The organism is Marinifilum sp. JC120 (genome assembly GCA_004923195.1).
Lineage (GTDB): Bacteria > Desulfobacterota > Desulfovibrionia > Desulfovibrionales > Desulfovibrionaceae > Maridesulfovibrio.
On the sequence record RDSB01000001.1, the window covers coordinates 134947 to 155645 of the forward strand.

At 47.0% G+C, this 20699-nt stretch carries 21 protein-coding genes and 1 tRNA gene; 5 read left to right on the forward strand and 17 right to left on the reverse strand.

The window, feature by feature from the left end; genetic code table 11:
• Positions 1–3: 3 nt before the first annotated feature.
• The 5 genes from D0S45_00685 to D0S45_00705 form a co-directional block, all read right to left on the reverse strand.
• Positions 4–282: a hypothetical protein gene (locus D0S45_00685; protein ID TIH19887.1), complete on the reverse strand. Its 279-nt coding sequence runs from the start codon at positions 280–282 to the stop codon at positions 4–6.
• 39 nt (positions 283–321) lie between these two features.
• Positions 322–867 carry a CDP-diacylglycerol--glycerol-3-phosphate 3-phosphatidyltransferase gene (gene pgsA, locus D0S45_00690; protein ID TIH19888.1) on the reverse strand — a complete coding sequence of 182 codons (546 nt, stop codon included), beginning with the start codon at positions 865–867 and terminating at the stop codon, positions 322–324.
• 177 nt (positions 868–1044) lie between these two features.
• Positions 1045–1941, reverse strand: coding sequence for an ATP-binding protein (locus D0S45_00695; GenBank protein ID TIH19889.1), 897 nt, complete (start codon positions 1939–1941; stop codon positions 1045–1047).
• A gap of 55 nt (positions 1942–1996) precedes the next feature.
• Positions 1997–2956, reverse strand: coding sequence for a DUF368 domain-containing protein (locus D0S45_00700; GenBank protein TIH19890.1), 960 nt, complete (start codon positions 2954–2956; stop codon positions 1997–1999).
• 6 nt (positions 2957–2962) lie between these two features.
• Positions 2963–3607 carry a protein-L-isoaspartate(D-aspartate) O-methyltransferase gene (locus D0S45_00705; GenBank protein TIH19891.1) on the reverse strand — a complete coding sequence of 215 codons (645 nt, stop codon included), beginning with the start codon at positions 3605–3607 and terminating at the stop codon, positions 2963–2965.
• Between the two features lie 236 nt (positions 3608–3843).
• Here D0S45_00705 and D0S45_00710 point away from each other — a divergent pair, with 236 nt between their 5' ends.
• Positions 3844–4281 carry a CBS domain-containing protein gene (locus D0S45_00710; protein TIH19892.1) on the forward strand — a complete coding sequence of 146 codons (438 nt, stop codon included), beginning with the start codon at positions 3844–3846 and terminating at the stop codon, positions 4279–4281.
• Between the two features lie 77 nt (positions 4282–4358).
• Here D0S45_00710 and D0S45_00715 read toward each other — a convergent pair whose 3' ends face one another.
• From D0S45_00715 to D0S45_00725, 3 genes are all read right to left on the reverse strand, one after another.
• Positions 4359–4811 carry a hypothetical protein gene (locus D0S45_00715; protein TIH19893.1) on the reverse strand — a complete coding sequence of 151 codons (453 nt, stop codon included), beginning with the start codon at positions 4809–4811 and terminating at the stop codon, positions 4359–4361.
• 215 nt (positions 4812–5026) lie between these two features.
• Positions 5027–6187, reverse strand: a complete 1161-nt coding sequence (locus tag D0S45_00720; GenBank protein ID TIH19894.1) for a SufD family Fe-S cluster assembly protein — start codon at positions 6185–6187, stop codon at positions 5027–5029.
• 25 nt (positions 6188–6212) lie between these two features.
• Complete coding sequence (locus D0S45_00725) at positions 6213–6977, reverse strand: ABC transporter ATP-binding protein (protein ID TIH19895.1); 765 nt, start codon at positions 6975–6977, stop codon at positions 6213–6215.
• 282 nt (positions 6978–7259) lie between these two features.
• Here D0S45_00725 and D0S45_00730 point away from each other — a divergent pair, with 282 nt between their 5' ends.
• Both D0S45_00730 and D0S45_00735 read left to right on the forward strand, forming a co-directional pair.
• A complete protein-coding gene (locus tag D0S45_00730; protein TIH19896.1) occupies positions 7260–8003 on the forward strand; it encodes a DNA mismatch repair protein MutS in 744 nt (247 codons plus the stop codon).
• Positions 8003–9025: an anti-sigma factor antagonist gene (locus tag D0S45_00735; GenBank protein ID TIH19897.1), complete on the forward strand. Its 1023-nt coding sequence runs from the start codon at positions 8003–8005 to the stop codon at positions 9023–9025. Before D0S45_00730 ends, D0S45_00735 begins: the two co-directional genes overlap by 1 nt.
• A 133-nt stretch (positions 9026–9158) precedes the next feature.
• Here D0S45_00735 and priA read toward each other — a convergent pair whose 3' ends face one another.
• The 8 genes from priA to D0S45_00775 are packed head-to-tail and all read right to left on the reverse strand — an operon-like array spanning position 9159 to position 19174.
• Entirely contained in the window at positions 9159–11501 is a 2343-nt protein-coding gene (gene priA / locus D0S45_00740) for a primosomal protein N' (protein ID TIH19898.1), read from the reverse strand.
• A gap of 2 nt (positions 11502–11503) precedes the next feature.
• Positions 11504–12268 (reverse strand): hypothetical protein, encoded by a 765-nt coding sequence (locus D0S45_00745; GenBank protein TIH19899.1) that lies wholly within the window; start codon positions 12266–12268, stop codon positions 11504–11506.
• A complete protein-coding gene (gene galU, locus D0S45_00750) occupies positions 12259–13128 on the reverse strand; it encodes a UTP--glucose-1-phosphate uridylyltransferase (GenBank protein ID TIH19900.1) in 870 nt (289 codons plus the stop codon). Before galU ends, D0S45_00745 begins: the two co-directional genes overlap by 10 nt.
• A gap of 53 nt (positions 13129–13181) precedes the next feature.
• Positions 13182–14531 (reverse strand): phosphoglucosamine mutase, encoded by a 1350-nt coding sequence (locus D0S45_00755; protein TIH19901.1) that lies wholly within the window; start codon positions 14529–14531, stop codon positions 13182–13184.
• 36 nt (positions 14532–14567) lie between these two features.
• Entirely contained in the window at positions 14568–15479 is a 912-nt protein-coding gene (locus tag D0S45_00760) for a YbbR-like domain-containing protein (GenBank protein TIH20267.1), read from the reverse strand.
• A 5-nt stretch (positions 15480–15484) separates the two neighbouring features.
• On the reverse strand, positions 15485–16231 hold the full coding sequence (locus D0S45_00765) for a TIGR00159 family protein (protein ID TIH19902.1): 747 nt from the start codon (positions 16229–16231) through the stop codon (positions 15485–15487).
• Complete coding sequence (gene folP / locus D0S45_00770; GenBank protein ID TIH19903.1) at positions 16231–17073, reverse strand: dihydropteroate synthase; 843 nt, start codon at positions 17071–17073, stop codon at positions 16231–16233. The genes D0S45_00765 and folP overlap by 1 nt, the downstream gene beginning before the upstream one ends.
• A 13-nt stretch (positions 17074–17086) precedes the next feature.
• Positions 17087–19174, reverse strand: a complete 2088-nt coding sequence (locus D0S45_00775; GenBank protein ID TIH19904.1) for an ATP-dependent metallopeptidase FtsH/Yme1/Tma family protein — start codon at positions 19172–19174, stop codon at positions 17087–17089.
• 196 nt (positions 19175–19370) lie between these two features.
• On the opposite strand from D0S45_00775, the gene D0S45_00780 reads away from it, so the two are divergent.
• Positions 19371–19464: transfer RNA gene (locus D0S45_00780), tRNA-Sec, on the forward strand.
• Between the two features lie 128 nt (positions 19465–19592).
• Here the strand turns inward: D0S45_00780 and D0S45_00785 are convergent.
• Positions 19593–20060 carry a hypothetical protein gene (locus D0S45_00785; protein TIH19905.1) on the reverse strand — a complete coding sequence of 156 codons (468 nt, stop codon included), beginning with the start codon at positions 20058–20060 and terminating at the stop codon, positions 19593–19595.
• Between the two features lie 191 nt (positions 20061–20251).
• Here D0S45_00785 and D0S45_00790 point away from each other — a divergent pair, with 191 nt between their 5' ends.
• Positions 20252–20653, forward strand: coding sequence for a hypothetical protein (locus D0S45_00790; GenBank protein ID TIH19906.1), 402 nt, complete (start codon positions 20252–20254; stop codon positions 20651–20653).
• The last annotated feature ends 46 nt before the right edge of the window (positions 20654–20699 follow it).

Here is a 20699-nt window from a genome sequence, read left to right on the forward strand (position 1 = left end):
CCCCTACTGCAACCGGATAAACATTTTTCTAGGAGACTCAACCTGACCAAGCGGAACCCTGAGTTCGAGCAAAAAGTTATCAGTAGCGGATTCGATCCGTTCAACTTCGGCTTCGCTCACCCTGATTTTTTCCATTTTACTCATAAATCCTTTAAGCACTTCAAGTTCTTCAATAAACCTGCTGTTCATGTCAAGCTTTTCAAGCTCTTGCTCCATCTCAATAATTGTTTCAAGACAGTTATTGAGCCTTAGCACAAGGTTTTGTCGGTCATTGCCGTTCATTGATAGTCCTGTCTGTGACGTTTTTCTAATAAAATTTTATTATTCGTTAGTTAACCAGACTTTATGCAAATTGTACATATAATTAGCTCCGGAAAACACAGTCAAGAAAAGAGCCGCGTAGAGTATCCACATTCCCAGCTGATGCATATCGATCCCGAAATAAGGGAAATGCAACAACAAGGGACCGAGAGCAAAACTCTGGGTAACGGTCTTAAGTTTTCCGAATTTATCGGCCGCAAGCACCAGCCCCATATCCACAGCAATGGCGCGGAGTCCGGTAACAGCCAGCTCTCGGCAGATAATAACCACAGTAATCCAACCGCTTACATAGCCCATATGGGTCAGCATGACCAAGGTTGAACAGATGAGCAATTTATCAGCCAACGGATCAAGGAATTTACCCAGATTGGTAACCTGATTGCTGCGGCGGGCAATGTACCCGTCGAAAAAGTCGGTCAACGAGGCCAGAAAAAAAACAAAGGCTGCCAGAAACATGGTCAGCTTGCTCGGATAATAAAGCAGAACAACGATTAAAGGTACCGCAAGAATGCGTCCAAGAGTCAGGGAATTGGCAAGATTGAACATAAAGTGTCCCGGGTCGTGAAATTCATTTAGTCAGAGCAACTGCCCTGAAGCCTGAAAGCCTTTGTATAACGCAGGGAGCCATAAAACGGCCCCCCGCATAAACTACATGATTCTGTGCCGAGGAAGACTGTATGTCAACCCGGCAAACGGTTTAGGTCTGAAAAAAACCGTTTTTTTCTAAGTATGAGTACTGGAAGCAACCTCAAAGCTACTTTCAGCTGCGTCAGCGATCTCGTCAGCTACCTTGCGGAAAGCAATCTTGGCCGGGGAATCTTCCTCAAGAAGAACCACGGGTTTGCCAAGGTCAGCAGCGACAACAGTAGTTGGGTCGAGGGGAACAGCACCGAGAAAAGGCAAGCCGTACTTTTCAGCAAGCTCTTCACCACCGCCCTTTTTGAAAAGGTCGATGTTCTCGTGGCAATGGGGACAGACAAGTCCGCTCATGTTTTCCACAACACCCATGATATTTGCCTTAGCGTATTGCAGAAAATTGATCGCTTTTCTTACGTCGGCAAGGGAAATTTCCTGCGGAGTGGTAACAACCACAGCAAGGGATTCGGGAATAGTTTTCAGCACGGTCATGGGCTCATCACCGGTACCCGGAGGGGAGTCAACGACGAGAAAGTCAAGCTCGCCCCACTGTACGTCGGAAATAAACTGTCTAATAGCGGAAGTTTTCATGGGACCACGCCAGAGAACAGCCTGATCCGGGTCCTTGAGCAGGGACTCCATGGAAACAACATGCAGGTTGTCGTTTACCTTTTTGGGAACCACGAGGTTGCCGCGCTCAACATCAAGCTGCCCGGTAATTCCGAGCAGATGGGGAACACTGGGGCCGTGGATGTCAACATCAAGGATACCGACTTTGAAACCTTTATCAGCAAGAGCTGCGGCAATGTTGACCGCCACAGAACTTTTACCAACACCGCCTTTGCCGCTCATTACAAAAATTTTGTATTTGATCTTCTGCAAAGTTGAAGAAATCAACTCATTTTGCAGAGCCTGAGCAGCACTCGCTTTTTTGTCGCCACCCTTCTGGGGAGCAGAAGAGCAGGAACTACATGATGAACTCATATCCATGCCTTTGTTGTATATTAAAAATTCAGGGAAGCCTTCTCCCCTGTTAACTTCAGCTGTCCTTGGCTGAAGATACCCATTCCAAGATAATCACTGCTGCGAATCCGGCAACCATCAAAAGCACTGCACTCGCAAATTCACCGTCATAAGCTGGAGGCAGCACATTGGCCTCACTTATGACGTGGACCTTACCCCGTATCACCACCGAATCAAGAACCTCTTTCCAAGGCCAGATCTTACGCATGGCCCCAGCCATGAATCCGGTGAGCAGACTAACTGTCAATGCATGATGCTTTTCCAGCAAAAAATGCAGGACACGGGAAAAAAGAGAAATACCGAAAGCGCATCCGCAGACAAAAGCCAGCAGAATAGCACCGTTTTCAACGGTCGTAGGATTGCGGATAGCTCCGGTGATAAATTCATATTTACCCAGAAGCAATAGAATAAAGGCCCCGCTGATACCGGGAAGAATCATGGCGCAAATAGAAATTGAAGCGCAAATAAAAACAAACCAGAGGGTGTCGGGAGTGGTCACAGGAATAAGTCCCACTAGAAAAAAACTAAACACAGCACCGACAACACCGGAAAGAACATTCTTAACAGAAAATTCCCCAACTCTTCTGCCGACCACTAGAATAGATGCGGCAATAAGACCGAAGAAAAGTGACCAAACCTGCACCGGATGAGTTCCTAGCAAGGTATGAATAACCTGAGCCATGGAAACCATAGCCACTACAATCCCGAACAAAAGGGGCAGCAGAAATTTAAGATGTGCCTCGGCAACAGCCCCGGTCAGATCAAGCTTGAACAGGCTTTTGATGAACGTCCCATTAAAGGAACGGATTGAATCAATGAGGTTATCATAGATCCCGGTTATAAAGGCCATGGTCCCGCCGGAAACACCGGGAATAATATCGGCAACCCCCATGCATAAACCTTTAAGGATAAGCACGCAGTAATCACGTAAGGATTCCGGCCCCGGACCTTTTTTCCAAGCTTGAACGAAATTCATTATGACCTACCAGCCCTGTTTGCCCACCAGATCAACAAAGGCGCATCCGCCCATATCGGTGGTTTCGATTTTGCCATCTGTTTTTGTAACCAGCATCAGCCGCTGCGCCCGCCTCTGTCCTCCGACAGGTATTACCAAAATTCCGGGATCAGCCAGTTGATCGAGGAGATATTGAGGAATCTCAGGTCCGCCTGCGGTGACAATTATACGATCATAAGGGGCATTGTCCGGCCAGCCCATAGTACCGTCATCCAGCTTAAGCTGAATATTGAAATGTCTCATATCAAAAAGAAGCTTGCGTGCGGATATGAACAGTTTACGAATCCTCTCCACAGAAAAAACATCCGCGCCCATCTCTGCAAGCACGGCTGCCTGATAACCGGAACCTGTTCCTATCTCCAGTACTTTATGCCCTGGCTCGATTTTAAGCAATTCGGACATTACTGCTACGATGTATGGCTGGGAGATAGTCTGCCCTTCACCGATGGGCAAAGCACTGTCTGAATAAGCACGTGAAGCTAGGGCGTCCTGCACGAACAGGTGTCGCGGAACTTTACGCATGGCATCCAGAACATTCTTATCAGCCACGCCACGGGCCGAAATCTGCTCTTCCACCATTTTCAATCTGGAACGCTTTGGGTCTATACGCACTTATCCCCCGTCAGGCAAAACCGTTCCCAGTAAGCCTGAAAATTATTTTTTAACTATGAATTCCCGGACAAATAATAACAACCGGATTAATTCATTGTTTGCAGTTGAAAATCAGATTTTAGCGGTCAAGTCAACCTGAATGGTCCAAATTGAGGTTTAAACCCGTTTTTTCCACATACATCTTGACACGAAAGCGACATAAAGAGAGATTATAGTAAGGACAAAAGGAGGACCACATGCTCAAAGTTGACGATCTTATGACAACTGAACTGTTCACCCTTAGCGAATCTGATAATTTAAAAATGGCTAGGTCTCTAATGGACCTGCAACGTATCAGACATATCCCCATCGTAAATGATAAGCGGGAATTTATCGGACTGGTAACTCACCGAGATATCCTGCGGGCCACTATTTCGCAACTGGCGGACATTGACCCAAACACTCAGGGTGAGATTGATTCCGGAATTCCTGTCGGTGAAATTATGCGTACCGACATCAAAACAATTTCAGCCGAAACTTCCTTGAAGGAAGCTGCCACAACGCTCCTAAATCATAAATATGGATGTTTTCCGGTGGTTAACGAGCAAAACGGATTGGTTGGAATACTAACCGAAGCAGACTTTCTCAAGCTGACTATCAGCCTGATGGAAGCTCTTGAGAAAAACGACGATTAGGCCATTATCCTCCATACTCTGTTATTGTAAACCAGACGACTGAGAAACGGAATTGAGATAATCTCAATTCCGTTTCTTTATATAAATTTACGATCCAACAAAAGATGCGAAAAATATCCGGTCACAAAAGCCACATAATAGGGCAATAAAGTAGGAAAAGGCTGCCCGTATAAATAATAAGGTAAAATCAACATCGGCATGGGCACCAAGAGCATGGCCCACCATGTATGGGTCCAGCCGCGATGGGCACTGATACCGGGCAGCATGGCCAGTACCCCCAGATAAGCCGCCCATTTAAATCTCTCCAGATAAATCAGAGACAAAGACAAAAGAAGCATACCTGAATAAAAGATTCTCTTGCCTTTTGAGTCCGTATCGATATCCGGGAAAAGAGCCCCCAGCACGCAAAGCACGAACAACGAAATCACCTGCTCTGGATCAATCACATACAGACCAATATTTACCAGCCCCAGAAGAACCAAAGCTCCGGCAACAACGGAGCCACTAACATGAACCTTATATCCCGGCATTTAATAACTACTTATTTTTAATTGAAATAAACATAAAGTAAAACCTAGATTTTCTGTTTCTGCGTATATGGCATTACAACATAGTTGTCCAATTCCCAAATTACTCTGGCGAACTGGAGTAAAGCCTAGAAAAGATTTTCCTCTGTCCGCCGGAGGCACAAAAAAAGTGCCTTCCCGCGAGGAAAGGCACTTTTAAATTCAATATGCGTAAATGCCTACATGGCGTCGCTGGAATCAAGTTCTTCGATCTGTTTATCGATTTCCTTTTGCAGCTTTTCAGGCAGGCCCATGATGTCAACGTTCAGGAAGCCACGTACGATGGTTGAGGTAGCTTCGTCCTCATCCATTCCGCGAGCCATGAGATATTCGATCTCTTCCTGTGCGATCTTACCGACAGCGGCCTCGTGAGAAAGTTCAACACCTTCCACGGTTGCCTCCAACTCGGGAACGGCATGAATGCGTCCGCCGCCGAGGATAAGCCCCTGACACTCGATATGACCGCGTGCAGGTTCGTAGTTACCCTGAATATGCCCACGGGAGATAATGGTTCCGCCGGTGGTAATGGTGCGGGAAATGGTTTCCGCTTTGGTGTTGGGTGCGTTCTGGATGATCCGGGTCCCGGTATCGATATAGGAGCCTTCAGGAGCGACCAGCACGGAATTAAAACGGGCAACCGCGCCTTCACCATTCAGGAAAATAGTCGGGTAAGACTGAAGGTCTTTTACCTTTTTCATCAGCACATAGTTGTTAATGAGCGTTCCACCCTCTTCAACAACACCTACAGTGCGAGGACGTACAACGGTATTTTCACCCCAGTTGTGGACCATGGTGAAAGTAAGTTTACCGCCCTTTTTAACGTAAAATTCGGAAAGACCGAAATGTCCGCCGGTGAACTTGTCATGGGCAGCGGCACAACCGGTGATGATGTGCAGTTCGGAATTCTCCTCAACAACAACGATGTTGTGGATGTTCTGACCGGAATTTTCAGATTTGAGAAAGAGGCAGGACTGTACCGGCTTTTCGATTTTCGCACCCTTTTTGGTGCGTACGAAGTAACCGCCATGCAGGTTATCTGCGGCGTTGCGGGTGAACTCGTCCTTGTCTTTATCAATAAGCTTGAAGTAGTAATCAGGCAGGTCGTCGTATTTATCAAGAGCCTTCTTGATATCCATGACTTCAACGTCTTTATCGTTAGTGCCGCAATGTACGTTGGAGTGGTCAACCTGCATAAAGGTACCGCTGACATCCTTGGCGTCCACGTCAACACCGGCCATGATCAACTGCTCTTTTTCTTCAGCATCTATTGAAGAAAGGTCTTCAATAAAATCGTGTTCAAGACCATCAAATTTAAAATCGTTCAGATCAACTTTATTCATGATATTCCTCCGTGGATTTACACTGCTAGTTCAGGCACTTCACGCATTCTTTGTATCCGTACTTGCGGATGTGCTCCAAAATGTCGCGAGGTCTGGCTTCACAGCAGAGGTGTCCGTTAAAAAGAACCTGTCCACGGTCAGCATTAATGTAATCCAGAATGTGTCCGGTATGGGTAATAATCAAGCCGCATGTCTTAGTACTTTTCTTCATCTTCTGCTCTTTCATGCTCAGATCAAGATTGGGCTTAATTTCGCCATCAAGCAGGGTGCGGACCATTTTACCGATCAGGTGCATATTTTCGAGGTCAACGCCGGATTCCGGCTCATCAAAAAGCAGCAGGCCGGGATTCTGGGCCATGAGCTGAAGCAACTCGGAACGCTTAATCTCACCACCGGAAAAACCGGAGTTGATATCACGGTCGAGAAAGTTGGTCATATTGACACGCTGAGCCAGCATTTCAACATCCACATTGGAACCGTTGCCGCACATCTTTACCAGATGGCGAGTCTTAAGGCCGTGGATGGTCGGGGGACGCTGGAAGGACATGCCGATTCCGAGACGGGCACGTTCATAAATGGGGGCGTAGGTGATATCTTCACCTTTGAAAGTAATCTTGCCCTGGGTAATGTCGTAGTTACTAAAGCCCATGAGGGTCATGAGCAGGGAGGTCTTACCGGAACCGTTGGGTCCGAAAAGGATGAAAGTCTCCCCTTCTTTTATATGCAGGTTGAGGCCTTTGATGACCTCCTTGTCGCCGATACTGACGTGCAAGTCTTCTATTTTAAGCATTGAAATTCCTCACTTTATAAGCGAAAAGCCAAAAATGGAGTTATTTAGTCGAATTAAGTACGCTTTGAAGAGCTAATAAAATTCACTTTTCAAGTCCAGAATAAATAATGATTAATTTCACAATATCCAGATTTAATGCCCAAACGCACGTTATGAAAAATGGTGACGACTCTGAAAAAGTCAAGATACAAAATAAAAAAACTCAAATTTCCTGAATAGAAAGATTTACTTCACGCCGGATAATGACTAATTTGGTAACTCATTTTTTCAGGAGAAATTTTTATGGCTAAGAAAAAAATGAGTTCCCTGTCAGATCTCAAGGGACTCAAATTCACAAAAGACAAGAAAGAAGAACATGTTCCCAAGGCGGTTCGAAAAGCTCTTGAAGCTGTTAAGAAAAAGCCCGCCCCCATAGAGCCGGAAGAAAAGGAAATTGAAGTGGACGATGATCAGGCATTCATGAATGCCATGAATGGAGTTAAGCCCATGGACCGCTCTACCGTTGCCACCCAGAAGCCGAAACCAACCCCGGCCCCTAAAATGTCGGAAGAAGATGAAGGTAAGGAATACCTGAGCAGCCTTGTTTCCGGTAAAATCGAATTTGAATTGGAATATTCCGACGAATTCATGTTCGGCTATGTACGCGGAACCGATTCCAAGGTATTTCAAAAACTTAAGGCCGGAGCCTTCAGCTACGAATCGCATATAGACCTGCACGGCATGAACTCCGAACAGGCTTTTGACAACCTGCTGTTTTTCATCCGCGAATCTTTTTTGCAGGGCAATCGTTGTGTGCTGGCAGTGACCGGACGAGGTAAAAACTCACCGGGTGGACATTCCGTACTCAAACGGGAAATTCAAGACTGGCTGACCCGCGATCCCTTCCGCCGCGTGGTACTGGCTTTCTGCACTGCCCAGCCAAAAGACGGCGGTGCCGGGGCTTTGTACATTCTGCTGCGCAAGCAGAAGAAAGTACAAGGCAAGGTCAAATGGGACAAAGGCATAAATTGGGGTAAGGAATTTTAATGGAAATTTACGACAACCCGGATCGCATAAAACTGGCTTTTGGAATCCCTTTTTTCAATATGGATTTCAATGAGCTGATGCTGACCGTGGGAGAACGGGCTGGCGCGAAAGAAAAGACTATGATTTTCGCGCCCTCTTTCCCGTGGCTGCTTGATTACGCCAAATATCCAAACTTATGCCCGGATTGTGCAGACTTTATTCTACCCACAGATTCAGAAATGGTTAGCTTAGCCCAAAAAGCTGAAATCAAACTGAAGATGCCTTTAGAATACTTCGAATTCCCGGAGCAAATCGCACGCATTTGCGCTCACTACGGGTTCAGCCTGCTCCATGTTTCTGAATCAGCGCTGAAAACTGATATCCTCATTCGTGACGGCTACGTCCCTCTGTCGTGGGACCTGTTCACCCATTTCAAGACCACAGGTGATTTGGATGAAATCGATATACAATCAATTGTCGGCAGCGCGAATAATCTGCGCCCGGATATTGTGCTTATCTCGGCCCCGCCCGAATCCATAAGCAGCTGCATTCCTAAAATATATGAACAGCTCCACGACTGTGTGTTGATCTGTATTCCACAAGATATGGACAAAAATAGGGTCGCAGACAAGCTGGATAACATCTTCATCCCGCTACTGCTTCTGCGCGAAGAGATTAATTTTCTGGACGCGATCAAACGCAAAGCTTCAATGGCCCTGCCGTCTTCTGTCAGCTTTGACGAAAGCAGCATTCCGCCTACAATTGCAATATCAGGCACCCTTGATGCTGGGATAGCCCCCGATTTGATTCGCACCGGAACCCGTATGCTGAAACGCAATTTCTCCCCGACACTGGATTTATCCGCGACCCATGCGGCTTCCGTCAAAGGCATGGAAGCCCTGTGCTTCCTAAACCGTAAATTCCGTGATGCCGGCAAAGAACTTCACATATCCGAAATTTCAAGTGAACTGCAAAATATCCTGCATCGCTCAGGGATACTATCTTACTTTACAAACTATCCCGGCATTCTGAACGATTTATAACCAAAAGCTGTAATTTATGAATGACGGTTTATAAATAAATCCAGCGAAGCATATTGAAAAGTTTTGAGGGGATGGGGTCTGGGGAAGGGGAACTTTTCCCAAAAGTTCCCCTTCCCCAGCCGTCGGAGACATCTTAAAGCATATTCACCGGATCAAGATCCATAGTGATGCGAATCTGTTTTTTGTCAGGATTGCGGCGCAATATTTGAGCGTAAAGTTCACGGGTCTTCATCCAATCATCAGACTTGAGCAGACAATTAAACCGCTTTCGTCCGCGCAACTGAGCAAGCGGAGCAGGAACTGGCCCCATGGCCATAATCCCGGCCTCTTTTGCAACATCGCGGATAATGCTGAAAAACTGCGGGCAAAGATGCTCACCCTCCCAGCCCATGGGATGGCTGATGCGGACCAAAGTCAACTTGGTGAACGGCGGATAACGAAACCTGCGCCGTTTCTCAATTTCCTTTTCAAAAAAAGTCTTGTAATCGGCAGAAGTCACCGCGCCCCAAATGGGATTTTGCGGGTTGCGGGTCTGAATAATAACCTCACCGGGCTTCTCGCCCCTACCGGCACGCCCGGAAACCTGCACCAGAAGCTGAAATGTCCGCTCGGCTGAACGATAGTCCGGCAAGTTAAGACCAAGGTCCCCCTCGGAAACAACTACCAGCGTTACGCCGGGAAAGTTGTGCCCCTTGGAAAGCATCTGAGTACCGACCAACACCTGCGCATCGCCTCTGGCAAAACTTTTCAAGATTTCATCTAGCCGTTCCTGCCTGCGGGTAGAATCACGGTCCATGCGCAAAATTTTCGTTTCCGGCGGCAACGCCTTGGCTACCTGTTCTTCAAGCCGCTCCGTACCACCACCTAAAGGCAAAAGATTGCTTCCCCCGCAGGTGGCACACGGCAGAGGGAAATGATAGGCATTGCCGCAATAGTGGCAGATTACCCGCTCCCGTCCCTTGTGGTAGGTCATACTCACATTACAATGCGGACACTTGAACGGTTCTTCGCAATCCGTGCAGTAAATAAGCGGCGAAAAACCACGGCGGTTGAGCATGACCACGGCCTGATCTCCCTTCTCCACCACCTCTTTCAAACGGGCTTCTGTTTCCGGGGCAAAAGGCTCTTCCGGGTTCTTGATGGCACTGGTATCGACCACCTTAACCGCAGGAAGCACTGATTTACCGACCCGTTTTCCCATAGAAATGACTTCGAAAGCACCCTGCTGCGCGGCGTGATAAGTCTTAATGTCAGGAGTTGCCGAACCGAGCACCAGCAGACTTCCGGTCATATGAGCCAGCACATAAGCCACTTCTTTGGCTTGATAAGGTAACCGCTCTTCCTGCTTGTAGGATTCGTCATGCTCCTCATCAATAATTATCAGGCCGGGATTACGCACCGGAAGAAAGAGGGCAGAACGGGTACCCACAATCAAGGCAGGACTATCATCCTCGGCAAGCGCGCGGAAAATAGCTTCCTTACGCACCGGGGTCTGATAGCCGTGATAAAGATATTTACGCGCGTCAGGAAAAAGCGGACAAATGCCATTCCACAAAGCGTAGGCAAGGGCTATTTCCGGGACCAGAACAATTACAGACTTGCCCTGTTGCATGCATTTGCGGGCCGCCGTCATGTAGACAAGAGTCTTGCCACTCCCGGTGATCCCGTGCAGCAGCTTGACCGCACTTTTAGGCTCATCAAGGGCCGCAAGCAATTCGTCAATAGCAAGCTGCTGTTGTTCCGAAGGGGTAAAATCCCATTTGGGTCCGGTTGCAGCACATTTCTCCGATGGATTGCGCTCTTCTTCAGGAGGCGGACCGATCTTGACCAGCGAATCGGAATGAAGTTTTTTAATCACCCCGGCGGTCCAGTCACCCATGATATTTTTCAAAAACCCTTTTTCGCGGGGACCGTTCTCAAAAATAAATTCCAGAATCTGCAACTGACGGGCAGCATTAGGTCGCACAGGCCACGGAGGATCGGAAGTCAGGCTGACGTATTCTTCCTTTTCAATGGAAGCAGGCAGACTCACATTCATCCGCCTTTCATCATAAATTTTGACCAGCTCCATACGCCGTTCCGAAGGAAGACGGGCAATATCAAGAGCCTTGAGCCGCGCAGGAAAAGAACGGTCTGCCACTTTAAAAGAAACCTTGGCACTGCGAAACCGCTTGGGAACAACATTCTCCAGCACCTTACCCAAAGGCTGCATCTGACGAGCACCGATGTTGCGATAGAGCTTGAAGTGATTGGAATTTAAAAGCGGCTCCCGTTCAAGGGGCCAGATAACGGATTTGAGTTCCACATTTTCCGGCGGACTGTCCACTGTCTCAATAAGAAAGGCCACCCGCACCGAACGGCCCAAAGGCACGAGAACCCGCTGTCCTTCCATGAGTTCGGGAAGGTCGGCGGGTGCTTCGTATGTGTAAATTGAATATGGTGGGCTGGCGAGACAGGCCTGCCAGAGAGTTGTCATTTTTATTCCGATTTATTGAGTCTGAGACATTTTTTCAAAAATTCGTACACCTGACCGGAAGGAACTCCGCATCCCTTGGATTTTTTGACTGCAACCGGAGAAAAAACTGCCGGTCCAATCTTTTTGCGGATGCTCTTCCACTGGACATTGAAATCAAGGATATCATCGCCTATTTTCAGAGTCCCGGTATGGGGCAGCATGAACCCGGCAAATTTGGAATAAGCGCCAAAAATAATTTCCTGCTGTGGCCCAAGGACTATTTTAAGCGGTGAAAAATTCTCATTATTAAACCAGATCTGAGGAGAGGCATCATCGCCCTGCTCTGCTCCGAAAACGAAAGCCGGAACATCCTGATGAAAACCATAACTCTTTGTAGAATTGGTCATGCCGATGGACATCCAATCGGAAACAGGATCATCCGGAGCCCAGAACTGAAGCATTGAGACAGGCATCCCGGCATCAGCAGGACACTGGGCAATAGTCTTAAAATACTGCCCAACAGATTTTGCCTCAACAGTAGCGTTGCTGCCTGCTTCGGAAAAGGTCTGCTGCCAATGATCATGACCGCGCTTAATTACAAGGGTTGTTCCTGGCTCTGAAGGAAAAGTAAGTTCCGCTTCAAATGAAGTCAATGCCCCGTATTTATGGTACATTGTTTCATTGATGCTTTCATCAGATGGAAAAAAAGCCCTTGCCGGGCTGCTGAAAAACAAACTCACGGCAAGGACTGAAAGTATCACATAAGTATTTAAATTCTTTAAGAACAAGACAAAAGCTCCCGCAATCTGGCTACAACGTCATCACGCAGCCCCTCATCCTGAAGGGCAAAGTAAACATTTGCGGTAAGATAATCCACCCAGTCCCCGGCGTCAAACCTTTGTCCGCGAAGTTTCACGGCCAGCAGTTTGTTATCCTGAGCCAGCCCCTGCAAAGCATCGGTGAGCTGAATTTCTCCGCCCACGCCCGGCTCAAGTCTTTCCAGATGATCAAAAATCTCAGGCAACAGAACATAACGCCCTACAATTGCCAGCCTTGAAGGAGCCTGACCGATGGGGGGTTTTTCCACCAGAGAACGAACTCTGTACATCCCCGGTGCGAACTCCTCACCCTGAATGATACCGTAACGATCAACCTTGTTGTCAGGCACTTCAATAACGCCAACAACAGCCATGTTTTCGGTACGGGCGGCATCAATAAGCTGTTTGATGCCCGGTTCCAGGCCGAACATGAGGTCATCACCAACCATTACGGCAAAAGGATCGTTCTTGCAGACTTCCTTGGCGCAAAGAACAGCATGGCCCAGACCGAGCTGTTTTTTCTGACGTACGGAAATGATGTTAACCATCTCCGCCACCTTCCTTACTTCTTCAAGGGCCTCGGTCTTGCCGCCACGTTTAAGCACATCCTCAAGGGAGAGGTTGTAGTCAAAGTGATCTTCAATGATCTTCTTGTTCTGGTTGTTAATAAAAACAACATCGGTCAGTCCACTGGACATGGCCTCTTCAACCACGTGCTGCACAACGGGTTTTTTGAAAATTGGCAGCATTTCCTTAGGAATGTTCTTAGTAGCAGGCAATGATCTTGTACCCCACCCAGCAACCGGAACAATAACTTTCTTGATGACCATTGATCATATCTCCTTGGAAAGATTCAGTGCTTCTACAGCAACTGAAGAAATTATCAGCGTAAATGTTCTTCCAGAACTCCTGCAAGCTCGGAAGTATAAAGTTCAACCTTGGAACTGTCTTCCGCTTCCACCATTACTCTGGCTACGGATTCAGTTCCTGAATAACGCAACAGCACCCGCCCTTTTCCGGCCAATTCCTGCTCGACCTGCTTGAGGGCATCCTGCACAGCGGGCACCTCTTCAAAAGGTCTTTTCCGCTTAACGTGAACATTCTGTAATTTTTGCGGATAAAGTTCAAGCAGTCCGGAAAGTTCGGAAAGCGGTCTGTTCTTCGCACACAGTATACGCAATAACTGTAAGGCTGCAAGCAGACCATCACCTGTGGTACTGAATTCTTTAAAAATAAGATGACCGGATTGCTCTCCGCCGAGGATTGCTCCCTCGCGGCGCATGGCCTCCACTACGTAACGGTCACCCACCGGAGTACGCAGCAGAGTTCCGCCCTTTTCCTTCATGAAATTTTCAAGAGCCATATTACTCATGACTGTGGACACCAGCATATTATGAGCAAGCTTATCGCGCTCCATGAGATCTGCTGCACACATGGCCATAATCACGTCACCATCAAGGACCTGACCCTTCTCATCAACAACGATCAGCCTGTCGGCGTCACCATCAAGTGCCAGTCCGATGTCGGCATGCTCTTCAACTACCCGCTGCCCGAGAATCTCAGGATAAAGAGAGCCACATTTATCGTTAATATTAAGGCCGTCAGGCTGGTCGCCGATACGAACAACTTCTGCCCCCAGCTCTTCAAACATATGTCCGAGACTGTAGGCTGCACCGTTGGCGCAATCCAAAACGAGTTTAACCCCATTGAGAGTCATATCCTGCGGAAAGCTGTATTTAAGATAAACGATGTAGCGTCCACGGGCGTCTTCAATCTTGTAAGCACGGCCCACTTTTTCCGCCTGCGGATAATCCCACTGGGTATCCTGAGAAAGGACCATATCCGCAATTTCATCTTCAACTGCATCTGGAAGCTTGTAACCGTTGGCATCAAAAAATTTGATGCCGTTATCCATGAACGGATTGTGGGAAGCGGAAATAACAATACCGAGGTCCGCACGCATATTGCGGGTCAAGAAGGACACAGCCGGGGTAGGCATTGGACCGACCTGAAAAACATCCATACCCATGGCACAAAGGCCGGATGTAAGCGCGGATTCGAATACATAACCTGAAAGACGGGTATCCTTGCCGATAATAACTTTATGACGCTGTTTTCCATTCCTGAAATAAGATCCAGCCGCAAGGCCCATACGCAGAGCCACTTCTGCGGTCATGGGGAAAATATTTACCTGGCCACGCAGACCGTCAGTTCCAAACAAACGTTTACTCATCCATCTCTCCAAAAATATGCAGGCCGTTCATATTAATTACGGCTCCTGCCTCGATATAGTTACGGTTATTGCTTCAGGTTTTCTCTTTTTAACGGAACACCCTTTGGGCAGGGTAACCTCATAAGGTACTACATTCTCACCCTCTGGAATTGTCGCGCTCAAATCTATTGAAGCAGTAATCTCATCTCTGAATCCATTTCTCCTGAAGAAGGGTTTTGGACCCTCCACAAGCAGCCTGACGTAATTCTGGCTGGCCGCAAAGTCAATATCATCCGGGCTTAAAATGTAAAGTGGCACCTTGACCCACATTTTCCCTGAGCGGACCGCAAAATCCAGAGAAACACTGACCAGACCCGGATTAGACTCCACAGTTTCAGGTAATTGCAGGGGAAGTTCCCCGTGCCAGTTACCGGGGGAATCAGTATCAAGCATGATAGGCTGGGTTCTGACCTGAGCAATTTTTTTCAAAACTGAAGCAGGACCGCGCAGGGTTACTTCATCAGGTTCGCTATACTTTTTCTTCAAGGTATAATCGCGATGCAAGTCCCCATCCCACGTAGGAATAACCCGGACCCGCTTTTTAACAAACATATCCATTACCAGATTGATATTGGAAGGATTAAGTTCCACAACCTCAAGCGCGCTGCCGAGTCCCAGATTTTCCGGCACAATATTAATCGGGTTATTACCCACAACAAGATGTCCGGTATCCAGCGAATAAGCTATTTTCTTGGTGTCAAGATTACGAATTAACCCTTTGGGACCGCGCAAACGAACTGAAACCTTACTGATCATGCCTTCACGGATAATCATTCCCTGCGGGGGATTAATAATCTCCATCGGGAATTCAACCCACGTCTCAACCAGATCTCGCCCGGTAACCAAGTACCAGGTCAGAACTGACATCATAAGAGCTATGGCGGCTATTTTCCAGTGCTGTACTTTCATAAGCATCAAGTCAAAACGTTTTTCAAAACACGTTTAAGGCGGATAATATCAAGACTGGTGGTGAGTTTGCCACCAATCGCCGCAGACATTGTTCCCCGTTCCTCGGAAACAACAAGGGCAATAGCATCGGTTTCCTCGCTAATGCCCAAAGCTGCCCTGTGCCGGGTTCCAATAGCACTCTGACGAGTTGAAACCTGCGCCAGAGGGAGAATACAGGAAGCTGCAACAATTTTATTTGAATTGATGACCACCGCCCCGTCATGCAGCGGGGTATCCGGCCAGAAAATATTGATCAGCAATTGTTTGCTGACTCGGCCGTTAACTTCAACACCTTTTTCAAGGATATCCCCTAAAGGAACATTTTTCTGGATAACCAATAATGCCCCGATCTTCTGACGGGCCATGGAATCCATGGCGGAACAGATTTCATCGATGACAGCTATTTCAAAATCCTGTTTACGCCAGAAACGACCTGCGCCCATCTGGGCCAGACCTTTACGGATATCCCGCTGAAAAAGGACGATAATGACAAGAAAAATTGAACTCAGAAAATTGGTAAGCAGCCAATTGAGAGTATAAAGACCGAAAACATCAGAAATATAGTAGACCAGAAGAACCAGCAGTAATCCCCAAATAACAGCAGCCGCACGGGTGCCGCGCACCAAAAGAATGATGTAAAAATAGACAATCGCCACCAGACCGATGTCAAGCAGCTCTTTCCAGGAAATTTGAAAGCCCAGAAATTCAAACATCAATAATCTCCGCCGATCTCCTTCACTATTTTCAAAGTCTGACTGGTCAAACCTACTTCATGCACCCGGTGAATAGGCACCCCGCGGGCAGCAAGAACAGCAGTGGCAGCCTGAGTTGCGTTCTGCCGCACATCGGCTTCCAGCCCCAGCAACTTACCCCAGAGAGACTTATTGGAAAGTCCCATATAAACCGGGAATCCCAGCTCCATAAAGCGATCAATCCTGCGTAAAATCTCAAGATTGTGTCCAAGGGTCTTTCCAAAACCTATGCCCGGATCAATCACTATCCGATTTTCCGGTAAGCCTGACTTCACGAGTTTTTCAAGACTTTTTTCAAAAAATGTCAAAATATCTTCTATGACACTATCATAACTCGGCGACAATTGCATCTCTTCCGGTGTTCCCTGACTGTGCATAAGTACGTATCCGGGCTTGAGATCAGCCACCACATCAAGAAGGGCCGGGTCCTGCGCAAAAGCTGAAACATCATTGACTATTGCTGCTCCGGCTTCAACTGATGCACGGGCGACTTCGCTCTTCACCGTATCAACAGAAACGATATGATCACGACTGAGTTCGCTGATAACCGGGATTACGCGGGCAAGCTCATCTTCAAGAGAGACCGGATCAGCATAGGGCCTAGTACTCTCACCGCCTACATCGAGGATATCAGCACCCTGAGAAGCAAGCTGACGACCATGCTCTACGGCCTGCTGCGGATCATAATTCTTTCCCCCATCATAAAATGAATCCGGGGTGACATTGACAATACCGGCAATAAAAAAAGGGGCAGGGCCTAACACCCTGCCCCCCTTGACGGTCCATGAATAATTACGGGACATAAATCCTGAATCCTTATTCGGAACTCTTTTTATCTTCAGAAGCTTTGGCATCTTCAGCTTTAACTTCTTTAGCTTTCTCTTCTTTTCTTTCAGTCTCTTCAGATTCGTTAGATTCTTCTGAGAGCTTGAATTCATCTTCTTTTTCAGTTTCAGCAGGCTGCTCATCAAAGGAAAAATCTTCCTTGTCTGCATCCTCATCCTTTTCAGATTCGGAAACAGGTGTGTAGCCGGACTTGGGGGTGGAACCATAAGCTCTTGCCGCTGCAGCAGGCTTCACCTGAGTAACAGTCTCAACCGGAGCAAGCTCGCCGCCCTCCATGAGGGTGTCAATATCAGCACCGGTAATGGTTTCACGATCCAGAAGGGCATCGGAAAGCAGATGCAGGATGTCCTCATTTTCGCTGAGCAGTTTGTTGGCTGTTTCATAAGCAGTGTCAATAATCCTTCTGACCTCTGAATCAATGAGGCGGGAAGTATCTTCACTGAAATCCTTATGCTGAACAAGCTCTTTACCAAGGAAAACCTGATCCTGACTTTCACCGAAAGTCATGGGACCGAGCTTCTCACTCATACCCCACTGGCAAACCATGGAACGGGCCATCTTGGTAGCACGCTCAATATCATTACTGGCCCCGGTGGTAACCTGATTAAGGATAATTTCTTCAGCCACACGTCCGCCAAGCAGCATAACAAGAGTATCTTCAAGATAGCCTTTATTATAGTTATGGCGGTCATCCACGGGCAACTGCTGGGTAACACCCAGAGCACGGCCACGAGGAATGATGGTAACTTTATGTACGGGGTCGCAATTTTCAAGCAGTCTGGCGATGAGAGCATGACCGGCCTCATGATAGGCAGTGGTCCTTTTCTCTTCATCGGTAAGAATCAGGCTGCGGCGTTCACGGCCCATGAGAACTTTGTCTTTGGCTTCTTCGAAATCCACCATTTTGACGTAGTCCTGATTATTCTTAGCAGCATACAAGGCAGCCTCGTTAACGAGGTTTTCAAGGTCTGCACCGGAAAAACCGGGAGTACCACGAGCGATAACATCAAGGTCGATCTCACCTGCAAGAGGGGTCTTGCGGGTATGAACCTTAAGGATATGCGCACGGCCCTGAACGTCAGGAGTAGGCACAACAACCTGCCTGTCAAAACGACCGGGACGCAGCAATGCGGGGTCGAGGACATCAGGTCTGTTGGTTGCAGCAATGAGGATAACACCTTCGTTGGACTCAAAACCGTCCATTTCAACCAGCAACTGGTTCAAAGTCTGTTCACGCTCATCATGCCCGCCGCCGAGGCCTGCGCCACGCTGACGGCCCACAGCATCAATTTCATCAATAAAGATCAGGCAGGGTGCATTTTTCTTACCCTGTGCGAAAAGATCACGCACACGGGAAGCACCGACACCGACAAACATTTCAACAAAGTCGGAACCGGAAATGGAAAAGAAAGGCACACCAGCTTCACCGGCAACAGCGCGGGCAAGCAGTGTTTTACCGGTACCGGGGGGGCCCACCAGCAGCACACCCTTGGGGATGCGTCCGCCGAGACGGGTGAATTTCTTGGGTTCGCTGAGAAACTGAACGACCTCGGAAAGTTCATCCTTGGCTTCATCAACTCCGGCAACATCTTCAAATGTTACGCGTGCAGTCTCTTCATTGATCAACCGCGCCTTGGAACGGCCGAAGGACATGGCCCCGCCCTTTCCTCCACCGCCGCCTTGCATCTGGCGCATGAAAAAGATCCAGACACCGACCAGAAGCAACATAGGAAACCATGATATGAACAATGTCATATACCATGGGGCCTCTTCTTCCGGCTCAGCCACAACTTCAATTTTGTTTTTGATCAGATTCTGAACAAGGGCCGGATCTTCAGGGTTATAAGTGACAAAACGTTTGTCACCGACCATTACCCCGCTGATTTTCTGCCCCTGAATCTTAACTTGAAGGACCTCTCCTTCATCGACCCTGCTTAAAAAGTCGGTGTAGGAAAGTTTGAGCTGGGAAGTCTGTGGCTGGTTAAACAGATTGAACAATACAATCATCACCAACATAATGGTTACCCAGACCAAGAGATTCTTGGCAAAACTATTCAAAGTCTATCTCCTTGGATATGCGTCCGGACTGCCAAAGCCTGTCAATATGCGGCAAGCACGGACTGTATTTACATTTTTTCTACAGTATCAATCAGCTATTAATAAGACTAATTCTGGAAAAGGCAAGGCATATTCAAAAATATTATTAATGCTTGCCCTTTGCCGACAAAATTGTTAGCCATTTCTTCTTCGAAGAGGAAGTGTATCGTAACCGGTGTTGCGCCTGGACTTCAAATCCAGTGGACGGGTTAACCCTCGTCGGTAGGTTCGACTCCTATACACTTCCGCCAAATTCCTTCCTCAGACCAATTCTATTATAAATCATTTTGTTATCAAGACTCTGTCTAATAAATTTCAAAATAAAAAAAGGGCCTCAAAAAAATTGAAGCCCACCAGATAAAACGAATACGTCCTAAAATCAGTCCATATTGCGTTTGATAACATCGTAGCGCACGCCAAGGTCTTTACAAAGATTTTCAATACCCAGAAGAATCAAGTTTTCCGATTCAGCTCTACTCCGCACATCATCTGAGCCATGAGCTATAATCTGACTTTCATTTGAATTAATGGGAACAACAATAAAATCTCCACGCCAGGAACCATCAGTACCTTCGATCGAGATAGTATATTTTTCCTCGTTAATGGCAGTCACTTTATACGGAACACCAGTTTCCGAAATACCTTTCTTGGTTCGCAGAACAGCAGCTTCAAAAACTCTATCAGCTGATCTTGGAATTTCCACTGTAACGGTTATATCCGCACCGTCATTACTATAAGCCGCAACAATTGCAACAATAGCTAAAGGACAACCTTGGAGCACAAACAAGCTACATAATAAATAACCAGTTAGAAGACAGGCCCACTTCTGCTTAATTAAACTAAACATACTCCCTCCATCGTAAAATTTATAAACACCCAAGACATATATCACAAATCACATCCAACATACAACACATCCAGACAAAGAGTAGCAATATACGACAATTGCAGCGCAAGCAGACTTGCTATATTATGGGGTATGTATAATATAAATTCCAGATAAGTAATGTTTAGCATATAAATCTATAAGGATTTAGCATGGACACAAAAACTTCAGCAGGACAACCGCTTCACACTGGTATTGGAATTATCGACAGCCAGCATCAAACCTTCTTTACCATTCTCAAAAGAATTCAGAATAGTCCACTCCAAGAAGATTCTTCTCAGCTATCTAGTCTTATTGAAGAAATACACCTCTACACACTCTATCATTTTGAAGCAGAAGAAAGAATAATGGAAGCAGCAGAGGTTCCAAATCTAGACGAACACAAAGAAATTCATCAAAATTTTGTTGAGACAATTGAAGAACTCAGATTAAAAATTATCTTAGAGGACGAATACCTTGTGCAAGAGATGACCGAAACTATTGAGAAATGGTTTATTGATCACATCTTAAATATCGACAAAAGAGATCTTGAGTACGTGAAGAACAATTCTTGATTTTTTAAATTATCTAAAAAAAAGGCCGGAAAACTTGTAGAATTCA